The sequence below is a fragment of the Flavobacterium kingsejongi genome (genome assembly GCF_003076475.1).
In the GTDB taxonomy this organism is placed as follows: domain Bacteria; phylum Bacteroidota; class Bacteroidia; order Flavobacteriales; family Flavobacteriaceae; genus Flavobacterium; species Flavobacterium kingsejongi.
Map to the genome: position 1 here is coordinate 4,056,696 of NZ_CP020919.1, position 11,764 is coordinate 4,068,459.

At 41.2% G+C, this 11,764-nt stretch carries 11 protein-coding genes; 8 read left to right on the top strand and 3 right to left on the bottom strand.

Going from position 1 to position 11,764, the window contains the following annotated elements; translation table 11 throughout:
• Nucleotides 1-39 precede the first annotated feature (39 nt).
• From rpmI to FK004_RS18310, 6 genes are all read left to right on the top strand, one after another.
• Nucleotides 40-237: a 50S ribosomal protein L35 gene (gene rpmI, locus FK004_RS18285; protein ID WP_011921545.1), complete on the top strand. Its 198-nt coding sequence runs from the start codon at nt 40-42 to the stop codon at nt 235-237.
• Between the two features lie 118 nt (nt 238-355).
• The gene (rplT, locus tag FK004_RS18290) at nt 356-700 is read left to right on the top strand and encodes a 50S ribosomal protein L20 (RefSeq protein WP_108738552.1); all 345 of its coding nucleotides are present in this window, start codon (nt 356-358) and stop codon (nt 698-700) included.
• A 142-nt stretch (nt 701-842) separates the two neighbouring features.
• Nucleotides 843-1,379: a Crp/Fnr family transcriptional regulator gene (locus FK004_RS18295; RefSeq protein ID WP_227871730.1), complete on the top strand. Its 537-nt coding sequence runs from the start codon at nt 843-845 to the stop codon at nt 1,377-1,379.
• A gap of 78 nt (nt 1,380-1,457) precedes the next feature.
• Nucleotides 1,458-1,895, top strand: coding sequence for a carboxymuconolactone decarboxylase family protein (locus FK004_RS18300; protein WP_108738554.1), 438 nt, complete (start codon nt 1,458-1,460; stop codon nt 1,893-1,895).
• 84 nt (nt 1,896-1,979) lie between these two features.
• A complete protein-coding gene (locus FK004_RS18305) occupies nt 1,980-2,879 on the top strand; it encodes a helix-turn-helix domain-containing protein (protein ID WP_108738555.1) in 900 nt (299 codons plus the stop codon).
• Nucleotides 2,880-2,962: 83 nt separating this feature from the next.
• Complete coding sequence (locus FK004_RS18310; RefSeq protein WP_108738556.1) at nt 2,963-3,811, top strand: SDR family NAD(P)-dependent oxidoreductase; 849 nt, start codon at nt 2,963-2,965, stop codon at nt 3,809-3,811.
• Nucleotides 3,812-3,968: 157 nt separating this feature from the next.
• Here the strand turns inward: FK004_RS18310 and FK004_RS18315 are convergent, their stop codons facing one another.
• Nucleotides 3,969-4,811, bottom strand: coding sequence for an isoaspartyl peptidase/L-asparaginase (locus tag FK004_RS18315; protein WP_108738557.1), 843 nt, complete (start codon nt 4,809-4,811; stop codon nt 3,969-3,971).
• 50 nt (nt 4,812-4,861) lie between these two features.
• Nucleotides 4,862-5,737 carry a cyanophycinase gene (locus FK004_RS18320; RefSeq protein ID WP_108738558.1) on the bottom strand — a complete coding sequence of 292 codons (876 nt, stop codon included), beginning with the start codon at nt 5,735-5,737 and terminating at the stop codon, nt 4,862-4,864.
• A 271-nt stretch (nt 5,738-6,008) separates the two neighbouring features.
• On the opposite strand from FK004_RS18320, the gene cphA reads away from it, so the two are divergent.
• On the top strand, nt 6,009-8,633 hold the full coding sequence (gene cphA / locus FK004_RS18325; RefSeq protein WP_108738559.1) for a cyanophycin synthetase: 2,625 nt from the start codon (nt 6,009-6,011) through the stop codon (nt 8,631-8,633).
• Between the two features lie 653 nt (nt 8,634-9,286).
• Here the strand turns inward: cphA and FK004_RS18330 are convergent.
• Complete coding sequence (locus tag FK004_RS18330; RefSeq protein ID WP_108738560.1) at nt 9,287-10,558, bottom strand: asparagine synthetase B; 1,272 nt, start codon at nt 10,556-10,558, stop codon at nt 9,287-9,289.
• A 337-nt stretch (nt 10,559-10,895) separates the two neighbouring features.
• Here FK004_RS18330 and hisG point away from each other — a divergent pair, with 337 nt between their 5' ends.
• Nucleotides 10,896-11,753 (top strand): ATP phosphoribosyltransferase, encoded by an 858-nt coding sequence (gene hisG / locus FK004_RS18335; RefSeq protein WP_108738561.1) that lies wholly within the window; start codon nt 10,896-10,898, stop codon nt 11,751-11,753.
• Nucleotides 11,754-11,764: the final 11 nt, after the last annotated feature.

Genomic DNA, 11,764 nt, shown 5'->3' on the forward strand with positions numbered 1-11,764 from the left:
AATAAGTAAGTAAGATAATTTAAATAAACTAGGAAGAAGATGCCTAAAATGAAAACCAAATCCAGTGCTAAGAAACGTTTTAAAGTTACTGGCTCCGGAAAGATTAAAAGAAAGCACGCATTTAAGAGTCACATTTTGACTAAAAAATCTAAAAAGCGTAAGCTTGCCCTGACACACTCTGCATTGGTTCACAAGACTGATGAGAAAAGTATCAAACAACAATTAAGAATTATCTAATACCGAAATTTTAGTATTATATAATCCTTTAGGTTAAAACAATTAATATAACCTTGGAGTATGGCTTTGAAGTGCCTTGATTCAATTCAGGACGCCTGCTACAAAAAAAAGTAAAATTATGCCAAGATCAGTAAATTCAGTTGCTAAAAGAGCACGAAGAAAAAAAGTATTAAAGCAAGCCAAAGGTTACTTTGGAAGACGTAAAAACGTTTGGACAGTTGCGAAAAACGCGGTAGAAAAAGCAATGACTTATGCATACCGTGACAGAAAGCAGAAAAAAAGAAATTTCCGTGCATTATGGATCATGCGTATTAACGCTGGTGCAAGATTACATGGATTGTCTTATTCTCAATTTATCGGAAAAGTAAAAGCTAACGGAATCGAATTGAACAGAAAAGTTCTTGCCGATTTAGCGATGAACCACCCGGAAGCTTTCACAGCTATCGTTAACAAAGTAAAATAAACGTTTTATAAACTATAATTATCTTACTTACTTATATAAAAACCCGTTCTTTTAGAATGGGTTTTTTGTTTTTAGGAACTTCCTAAAAACTGTATATTTACATCAAAAACTGGAAACTCTAATTGCACACATCCGAAACTATATTCCACTCGATCCGGAAGAAGTAAGCCTACTATCTTCCTGTTTCGAAAAACAGCAGTATTCCAAAAAAGAACTATTGCTTGAAGCTGGCAAAAATTGTAACAGCCTGTATTTTGTCAGTCGGGGTTGCCTGCGGTTGTATATCCTCAACCAAAAAGGAACCGAGCAAACCATACAGTTTGCTATCGAGAACTGGTGGCTTACCGATTACCTCAGTTTTAGCCACGACAAACCTTCAGCCTTTGCGATACAGGCTGTCGAAAACTCAGAGATACTCTGCATCACTAAAGAAGCAAGGGAAACTTTATTTCAGCGTATTCCTAAGTTGGAACGCTATTTCAGGATTGTATTACAACTGTCTTATGGCGCTTCACAAATGCGCATCAATTACCTTTTTACTATGTCGGCGGAAGAGCGCTACCATCATTTCAATGCTAAATTTCCCGAGTTTGTACAACGCATACCACAATATATGCTGGCTTCTTACCTTGATTTCACACCTGAATTCCTCAGTAAAATTCGTGCTGGCAAACCCTGATTTTGTTTCTTAAAGTAGATTAAGTTTTTTAAGATCGTACTGACGGATCTTTGTCATTCAATTTTAAAACTTCTAATCATGTCAAAGAGAATCAATATTGCCCAACTCGAACCGGAAGCTTACAAAGCCTTACTGGGATTTGAGAAATACCTTGCCGATTCAAAACTCCAGCCTATACACAAAGAACTCATCAAGATCAGGGCCTCCCAAATTAATGGTTGTGCGTTTTGCCTGAACATGCATACCAAAGAAGCCCGGGCACTGGGAGAAACAGAACAGCGCATTTACCTGGTCAGCGTATGGCGTGATACCGCTACACTATTCACGCCCGAAGAAAAAGCAATATTAGCCCTGACAGAAGAAATGACTTTGATCCAACAGCATGTTTCTGATACAACCTACCAAAATGCAGCAGAGCTTTTTGACAAAAATTACCTTGCACAACTCATGATGATGATCATTACCATCAACAGTTGGAACCGATTTGCCATTGCCACCGAAATGCAAATTGAGTAATACTACAATAGTCCATTAGCAAAAAACTAATGGACTATTGTCCTTTTTAATACAACGTATGTTTGATTTTTGTAATTTTGTACTATGAAAACAGAAAGCATAGAAGATTTTTACAGACATAAGTTTGATGGGGTACCTGATAATCTCAAGCAAGCAACCGGCCATTTTAATGTTTTCCGACTGGAGGATTGTCTTTCCAAAGAGGGATCAACAGTGCGTTACAGCCGTAGGGATTTTTATAAGATCAGCCTTATTAGGGGTACCAATCGGTATCACTATGCAGACAAAAGCGTAGAGATAGCAGGAACGACCTTAATGTTTTTCAATCCACAGGTACCATACACCTGGGAATCCCTTTCCGATGACATCACAGGATACTTCTGTATTTTCACCGAATCGTTTTTTACCGAAAAAATAAAAGGGCGCCTCAATGACCTCCCTATGTTTGCCAACGGCGGAAAACCTACCTACTTCCTCACCCCCGAACAGGACGCAGACGTAAGTGCGATCTTTTCTAAAATGCTGGAAGAAATCGATTCCGACTATGCCTACAAATATGACCTACTCCGGAATTACATTACCGAGCTCACCCATTACGCCTTAAAAAGGCAACCATCGGAAATGTTATACCAGCATCCGGATGCCAATTCCAGGATTACTGCAGTATTCACCGAACTATTGGAACGTCAATTTCCAATAGAGACTACCGCACAGCGTTTTACCCTGCGATCAGCCAAGGATTTTGCGCAGCAACTTTCCATTCATGTCAACCACCTCAACCGGGCGATTAAGGAAACCACCGGAAAAACCACTACCCATTACATTACCGAACGCATTGTTGCTGAAGCCAAAGCATTACTCCGTCATACCGACTGGAATATTTCAGAAATCAGTTATTGCCTTGGTTTTGAAGAAGCTGCCCATTTTAATAATTTTTTCAAAAAACAAACCGAACAAACACCAGGATATTTTAGAAATGTTTGATTTTTACAATCATCCGTTTGATTGGAGTACTAAAGTGTAAACCTTCCTGTTTTAATTTTGCCTTATAATCTAAAATAACAATTATGACACGTGAATTAAAAAAAGTTTGGTTTATTACCGGGGCTTCCAAAGGGTTCGGCCTGTTATTAGTGAAACAATTACTCGAAAAAGGACAGGCGGTAGCAGCAACATCACGGTCACTTCATGACCTGCAACAGCTGATTGCCCCTAATGAAAACTTCCTGCCCCTTGAAATGGATTTGGTTAATGAAGCGAATGTAAAACTGGCCATTGACAAGACAATAGCCACATTTGGCAGGATCGATACTGTAGTGAACAATGCCGGTTACGGACTATTGGGCGCGCTCGAAGAATTGACGGATGCCGAAGCACGTCACAATTTTGACGTTAATGTTTTCGGATCTTTAAATGTAATCCGCCAGGCACTTCCTCATTTACGCCAGCAACAATCCGGGCACATTTTTAATATTTCTTCTATCGGTGGATATACCGGAGATTTTCCAGGATTTGGTATTTATTGTGCTACCAAATTTGCCGTTATCGGTTTTACAGAAGCGTTGGCTGCAGAAACAAAAGCATTTGGCATCAAAGTAACCGCAGTATTGCCAGGCTATTTCCGCACCAATTTCCTAAGCTCCGGATCGCTGGTCACATCAAAAAATCAACTGGACGACTATCCGGAAACCAGGGCTTCACAGGAACTTCACCAAAAAAAAATCGACAACAACCAACCTGGCGATCCCGAAAAAGGGGTAGCCGCAATCATCGCAATGGCTGCAACAGAAAATCCGGCGCTGCATTTATTCTTAGGCAGTGATGCTTATGATACCGCCAAAAAGAAAGCTTCGGCAATCGGGGCTGAACTCGATCAGTGGAAAGCCATTTCTGTGGCAACCGATTTTGATGCTTAATTGTTTTTGGGCGTGTTAACGGGCTGTCCGCTGTATCTTTTTGCCAGAAAAAGGCAAAAAAGGATGCCGCTTCCATCCCGCACGCAAAATATCGAATACAAAAAAACGGCCTGAGATCTTCAGGCCGTTTTGTAATTTATACTAAAATCGTTTTACCTTAATTAAAAACCATTTCTTTTTCACCATCAAAACTCGCGAATACCATACTGGGATGGGAATCCTGATGTACGATTGCCCCCATGTGGTCGATGGCAATGGCACCGGCAAAACCATCAAACAAAGCCAGTTCTTCAAAAGTTTTTTCGAAAGCCTGCTGCAGCGAAAAACCATCCGTTACACGGGTTACGATTTTAGCTGCTACCGCACCACTAACAATATCTTCACCAACACCTGTAAGGCTCACGCCACAAAACGAATTGGCATAATTACCCGCTACAGTAGCCGAATCTGATATCCTGCCTGGAATTTCAAACCCTTTTCCACCGGTAGAAGTGGCGACTGCGATTTTACCTTCGCTATCCAACACCACACATCCTACAGTTCCAGTTCCGTTTGCTTTTAATTTTGCTTCATATTCTTCCCGGCGCTGGGGAATTTCGGTTGAAAACTCAGTAAAGCCCTGCTGCCTTGCAAAAGCAATAGCACCACTACCGCCCAAAACCTTATCCTCATACGGGAATAGTTGTTCTGCCACACGCACCGGATTTTTTACGTTTTCAATATTAATCACGCCTGTCATTTTCTGGGTATCCCCATCCATGATCGAGGCACTCATCCGGATTATACCGTCACGCTGGATCTGGGATCCCGTTCCGGCATTGAACAATATATTGTCTTCCAATAAAGCAACCGTATGTACTACTGTTTCCACAGCGCTATGGCTTTTCAGAAAATCAAATCCCTGATGGACAATCTCCAATAATGCCTGTTGCTTGGCCGCTTTCATTTCTGCACTTGTAGAAGATTCACTAAAGAAACCACCGTGAATTATTATTTTCATTTTTATTGGGATTTAAATATGACGCATCCAGGAACAATTCCAGGATGCAACTATTCTATATATTGTGAAGAATGAATGACCAGGTCGTGGTTTTTAAGGTTGTAGGTATCATACTGGCTCATCACATGTACAATCATATTTTTAATAGAAATCGGCTGTCCGAGTTCTACAGTCGTAAGATTCGTGTCTTTAATCTGGAGCCCGTCAACGATAATCACAAGTCCAGAACCAATGGCTTCCATCTTATGTCCCTCAGTGATCAGCAGTCCGGTATCCTCCCCCAGTCCGATTCCCAGTACTTTTGGATTTCCAACTACAGCCTGGAACAATCTCCCGATACGGCCGCGTTGTACAAAATGGGTATCAATAATAACATCGTTAATAAACCCGAGGCCGCTGGTAATTTTAACCTCACCTTTCAGTAAGGCTTCCTGGCTGCTACCCTGGTAAATCATAGCATTCGAAGCAGCTGCAGCACCGGCTGAAGTGCCTGCATATATAAATTCCTCATTCTGGTATTTGTCCAAAAGCATATTATGAAACGGTGTACCGCCCAGGATGGAAGTCAGGCGCAGCTGGTCTCCTCCGGTAAATACAACAATATCGGCGGCTTTCAAGAGATCCAGTACTTCCGGATCAGAAGCCTGCTCCCTTTTGGCAAGGTAGATGACTCCAACATTTTCAGCATTGAGATGGTGGAATGCTTTTACATATTCCGGGCCCACTTCTTTTGGGATATGGGATGCGGTCGTAATAATTTCAATTCTTGATTTTTCCTTATGTTTTGATTCGTCAATAATTCTTTTGAGAATTCCTGTCTCGAAAAAATTGAGGTTATGCACCAAATTCAGATTATAATCCGCTTCTGTAAAGCTTCCTTTGTCTACTGCACCCCCTATAACGATCAATTTTCCTTTCACTTCCATTTGGTAAAAATAAATAAAAAGATAAAATCGGCAACTTTATATGCTTTGTTTTGTCGGTAAATCTTAAAAAATGGGGATTCAGCAGCATATACGGTAAAACGGTGCGTCATCCTTTGAAAACATCCTAAAATAATCTATATTAGTATCGTTATATTTTTTTCTTTTAACAGCATTAATAAAAGAAAATATACTTTATTCTAAATTTCCTTCCAGAGTACTAATTACCCTTTTACCCGGAATTCCTAACCCCCTTAATACGAATTATCGATTTATGAAAATACTCAAAATTCAGGCCCTCAGAGGTCCTAACATCTGGAGTGTACAACGAAAAAAACTCATCCAAATGCGATTAGATCTGGAAGAGATGGAACAACTCCCGACCAATCTGATTGAAGGATTTCGCGAACGCATTGAAGAAATGCTTCCAAGCCTGATCGAACACCGGTGCTCCGAAGGAACACGCGGTGGCTTCTTTTCCCGAATCGAAAGAGGAACCTGGATGGGGCATGTGATCGAACATATCGCACTCGAAATCCAATCGCTGGCCGGAATGGAAACCGGATTTGGCAGAACGCGTGAAACAAAAACACCCGGAACCTACAATGTAGTTTTTAGCTATCTCGAGGAAAATGTCGGTATTTTTGCCGCAGAATCTGCTGTTGCTATTGCCGAAGCACTCATTGCCGGTACCCCCTATGACCTTCAGGCCGACTTACAAACCATGCGGGAAATCAGGGAAAAGGTACGTCTGGGCCCGAGTACCGGAAGTATTGTCGAAGAAGCCGTTTCCCGTGATATCCCCTGGATCCGTTTGGGAACGAATTCCTTAGTGCAATTGGGCTACGGCATCAACCAAATGCGCTTTCAGGCCACTATGACATGCAAAACCAGTAATATTGCAGTAGCTATTGCCTGTAATAAAGAGGAAACTAAACGCATGTTGGACAATGCCTCTATCCCTGTGGCCAAAGGCGATATCTGTACCAACGAAGAAGATCTTGAAAAAACCATTCATACGATAGGTTATCCAATTGTGATCAAACCGCTGGATGGGAATCATGGCAAAGGAGCTTCCATCAATGTTACCGGATGGGAAGAGGCCAAAGCCGGACTCGAATATGCCCAAAAATATAGCAAAAGAGTTATCGTAGAAAAATTCATCACCGGATTTGATTTTAGAATCCTCGTGATTGACAATAAAATTGTAGCCGCTGCCAAAAGAGTTCCTGCCCATGTTATTGGGAATGGCGCTACTACTATTGAAGAGCTGATTGCCATTGAAAACAGTGATCCCAAACGCGGGTATGGCCATGAGAATGTGCTTACCGAAATCTCGGTAGACCGTGATACACTTGATTTGCTCAGCCGCATGAATTATACACTTGAAACAATTCCATTGCGTGGTGAGATCGTCTACCTGAAATCGACTGCCAATTTAAGTACTGGTGGAACTTCCGTTGATATTACCGATATGCTGCACCCGGAAAATATTTTTCTTGCCGAGCGTATCTCCCGAATTATAGGGCTGGACATTTGCGGAATAGATATCATGGCCGAAAACCTGACACAGCCGTTAAAAGAAAATGGTGGTGTGATCCTCGAAGTCAATGCTGCTCCCGGTTTCCGAATGCACCTCGCCCCTTCCGAAGGATTGCCCCGAAATGTCGCTGCTCCCGTAATTGATATGCTGTATCCTCCGGGAAAACCAAGCCGTATCCCTATTATTGCAGTTACAGGAACCAATGGTAAAACTACCACTACCCGGCTTATTGCCCATATTGTAAAAAACAATGGATATAAAGTAGGCTACACTACTTCCGATGGTATTTACATCCAGAACCACATGTTGGAAAAAGGAGATACTACCGGTCCGTTGAGTGCCGAATATATTTTAAAAGATCCTACTGTAGAGTTTGCCGTTTTAGAAACCGCCCGGGGTGGCATATTGCGTTCCGGACTCGGATTCAGCCGCTGTGATATCGGTGTAATTACCAATATCCAAGCCGATCACCTTGGCCTGAGTGACATCCATACCCTTTCTGATTTGGCCCGTGTCAAAAAAACCGTAGCACGAAGCATTAAAAAAGACGGCTGGGCGATCCTGAATGCCGATGATGCTGAATGTGTCAAAATGGCTTCAGAATTAGACTGTAATGTGGCCTTTTTCAGCCTTGATGAAGAAAACCCGTTACTCAAAAAACTCAGTAAAGAAGGAAAAACGGTAGCCGTTTATGAAAATGGATTCATTACCGTAAAAAAAGGCGACTGGAAAATCAGGATCGAAAAAGTAACCCAGGTTCCTTTAACCTTAGGCGGTAAAGCAAAATTTATGATTGCCAATGTCCTCGCAGCAACACTCGCCAGTTATTTATGGGGTTTTAAAACCGAAGACATCAGCCTTTCCTTAAAAACTTTTATTCCAAGTGTGGCACAGACCCCGGGAAGAATGAATATTTTCGAATTCCGAAAATTCAAGGTTCTGATTGACTTTGCCCATAATCCTTCCGGTTATGCGGCCATTGAAGACTACCTGAATACGGTAGATGCGACCCAAAAAATCGGGATTATCTCCGGAGTGGGTGACCGCAGGGATGAAGACATCCGTGAATGTGGATTGATCGCCGGACGAATGTTTAACCATATTATCATTCGTCAGGAAAAATACCTGAGAGGCCGAACTGAAGAAGAAATCATTAACCTCATCCTGGAAGGTATACAAGAATCCGGCAGGGAAGTTACTTATGAAATTATCCCAAAAGAAATTGAAGCCATCAAACACGCGATCAATATTGCGGAAGAAGGAACCTATATCACCGCTTTAAGCGATGTAGTGAGTAATGCTATTGAAATTGTACAGCAATACCTCGATAAAGAAAATGAGGGAACACTAGTGTAAAACATAGTAACTACATTTTTAAAGAGGCTATTTCACGATTCGTGGAATAGCCTCTTTTACTTTTGCAAAAGTAAAAAACACCGAAGCGATACCCACACCTATAGCAACTTTTTCCACACACTTAGAAATTGTATACACGCCTATAGCAACCTATTCCACATACTTAGAAATTCTACACACACCTATAGCAACTTATTCCGCACACTTAGAAATTGTATACACGCCTATAGCAACTTATTCCGCACACTTAGAAATTGTATACACACCTATAGCAACTTATTCCGCACACTTAGAAATTGTATACACGCCTATAGCAACTTATTCCGCACACTTAGAAATTGTATACACGCCTATAGCAGCTTATTCCACACACTTAGAAATTGTATACACGCCTATAGCAACTTATTCCGCACACTTAGAAATTGTATACACGCCTATAGCAACTTATTCCGCACACTTAGAAATTGTACACACACCTGTAGCAATTTATTACTCTCTGATAGTCTTTCACTAAACACGATATACGAAAAGAGGCTGTTTCACAATTGCGAAGCAGCCTCTTTTCGTAATTTTAATTTTATTCCTGACGGGAAATTTACCGTAGCATTTCGATAGCCAACAGGGTTATTGAAATACCGGATTCCCTTGTGCAATTATGTCTTTAGTTTTTTCTTTTTGGCAGCCGGAAACAATACATTATTGAGAATCAAGCGGTAACCCGGAGAATTTGGGTGCAGGTCTAATACGGTTGGAGCATCCCCTACCCGGTGCTGGTAATCTTCAGGATCGTGTCCGCCATAAAAAGTAAACATTCCTTTCCCTTTTGTCCCATGAATGTAACGGGCTTCCTCATTAATAGTATTTTCACCCATCACCAAAATATTAGACTTGATCAGTTCACGCGCAAAAGCTGTCGTCTGTCCCATAAATCCTTTGATAAGTTGTGTATGGTTCTGGCACAACATGGAAGGAACCGGATCCCATTTTGCTGAAAAATCCATCAGGGTAAAATAATCTTTATCCGGCGGAATTTGGGTCATGCGTTTTTGGGTCATATCAATATCAGAAAATTCATAGACAATAGGGTTACGTTCCAATACAAAATCTTTGAAGGCTAATGTTTTGCTATAATCAATTTTCGACTGGTAACTCGGTGTACTCGCGTCACCATCAAACATCGGTTCACAGATATCCACACCATCTGCGGAAAGTGCAATATCGAAACTATCCGTAGCTGAACACATTGCAAACATAAATCCACCGCCAATTACAAAAGCATTTATCTTTTTGGCAACGGCTAATTTCTCTTCTGATACTTTAGCATAGCCTAACTTTGCCGCAAGTGCTTCTGCCTCGGTTTTTTGTTCGATATACCAGGGTGCATTACGGTAAGCGCCATAAAATTTTCCATATTGGCCTGTAAAATCTTCATGGTGCAGGTGCAGCCAGTCATATAACAATAAGGCATCGGAAAGCACTTCCTCATCATAAATCGGGGTAAACGGAATTTCGGCATACGTGAGTACTAACGTAACCGCATCATCCCAGGGTTTCTTTCCTTTGGGGGTATATACTGCTATTTTAGGGGATTTTTCCAATACTACCGTTTCCATATTCTGGGAAGGGCTACTGATCTCATCGAGAATAGTATTCGCCTGTGCATCGGAAAGCAGTTCCATACTTACACCACGAATCTGGCATTCTTTACGGATTTCAGGTGCGTCGGGCAGCAAAAAAGAACCGCCGCGATAATTGAGCAGCCAGCTGACTTTATAACTTTTATTGAGCGCCCAATAGGTAATCCCATAGGCCTTAAGGTGATTTTGTTGGGAAGTTTCATCCATCGGAAGCAATACAAAAGAAGCTTTTGCACCGAAGGACGCGATAAAAAACAATACAATACAAAACGTTTTATGAAGCGGCATTTCTGTTTATTTTATCCCAAAGATAACGAAAAACAGGCTTCCAATCTGCGCCTTGAAAAAGCTTTTCCCGTGGACACTTCATAATTTTTTTGTAAAAAATAAATTTTGAATGTTTTTTTTATATAGTTTTGCAGCAGTAATAAAAGCAATTAATTCATTGCAACACCCATGAAATTAAATCAACTACATCATCATTTTCATACTGGCTCTCAGGCGAGATGGAAATGATTTGTTTGTATTGAACTAAAATATTCCCGAACCCGTTTGAGTAAATCAGACGGGTTTTTTGTTTTTATACCATTCCCATTCTTTTTTACTCAGGCTTTAATTTTAAAAAATGAGTACATTAAAAATTGCCATCCAAAAAAACGGAAGGCTGAGTGAAAAATCACTCCAACTATTGAAAGAATGCGGTATCAAATTATCCAATGGAGCGCGCAGGCTCAAAACTACCGCTTCCAATTTTCCGGTCGAAATCTTATTCCTACGCGATGATGATATCCCCCAATATGTAGAACAAGGCGTTGCCGATATTGGTATACTGGGTGAAAATGAAGTCTGGGAAAAAGACAAAGCCGTAACCATCCTCAAAAAATTAGGTTTTGCCCAATGCCGCCTGTCTTTAGCCATTCCAAAAGACGAGACCTATCCCGGTATTTCGTATTTCAACAATAAAAAAATAGCAACCAGCTACCCGGGAATCTTAGCCCGTTATTTTCAGGAATTACAGTTGGAGGTGGAAATTGAAACCATTGGGGGAAGTGTAGAAATCGCACCGGGAATTGGACTCGCAGATGCTATTTTCGATATTGTCAGCACTGGCAGCACACTACAACTGAATGGGCTTCGGGAAGTGGAACTTGTGACCAATAGCGAAGCCGTAATCATCAGCAACCGCAATCTTTCCGAAGCCAAAAATGCTATTTTAGAACAGCTTCTTTTCCGCATGGAATCGGTAAAAAATGCAGCGGAAAATAAATACATTCTGCTCAATGCCCCTAATGCTGCCATTCCGGAAATCACCGCACTCCTTCCAGGTATAAAAAGCCCCACACTATTACCCTTACTACAGGAAGGCTGGAGCAGTGTTCATACCGTAATACAAGAAGATACATTCTGGGAAATTATCGACCGCCTGAAAAAACTCGGAGCCGAAGGCATCCTGGTTATGAATATTGAAAAAATGATCCTTTAAAAAAGTACGCT

Excerpts from the sequence above, each read along its gene's own strand:
- rpmI (WP_011921545.1), top strand. The coding sequence starts at position 40 with ATGCCTAAAATGAAAACCAAATCCAGTGCTAAGAAACGTTTTAAAGTT.
- rplT (WP_108738552.1), top strand. The coding sequence starts at position 356 with ATGCCAAGATCAGTAAATTCAGTTGCTAAAAGAGCACGAAGAAAAAAA.
- FK004_RS18300 (WP_108738554.1), top strand. The coding sequence starts at position 1,458 with ATGTCAAAGAGAATCAATATTGCCCAACTCGAACCGGAAGCTTACAAA.
- FK004_RS18305 (WP_108738555.1), top strand. The coding sequence starts at position 1,980 with ATGAAAACAGAAAGCATAGAAGATTTTTACAGACATAAGTTTGATGGG.
- FK004_RS18310 (WP_108738556.1), top strand. The coding sequence starts at position 2,963 with ATGACACGTGAATTAAAAAAAGTTTGGTTTATTACCGGGGCTTCCAAA.
- FK004_RS18315 (WP_108738557.1), bottom strand. The coding sequence starts at position 4,811 with ATGAAAATAATAATTCACGGTGGTTTCTTTAGTGAATCTTCTACAAGT.
- FK004_RS18320 (WP_108738558.1), bottom strand. The coding sequence starts at position 5,737 with ATGGAAGTGAAAGGAAAATTGATCGTTATAGGGGGTGCAGTAGACAAA.
- cphA (WP_108738559.1), top strand. The coding sequence starts at position 6,009 with ATGAAAATACTCAAAATTCAGGCCCTCAGAGGTCCTAACATCTGGAGT.
- FK004_RS18330 (WP_108738560.1), bottom strand. The coding sequence starts at position 10,558 with ATGCCGCTTCATAAAACGTTTTGTATTGTATTGTTTTTTATCGCGTCC.
- hisG (WP_108738561.1), top strand. The coding sequence starts at position 10,896 with ATGAGTACATTAAAAATTGCCATCCAAAAAAACGGAAGGCTGAGTGAA.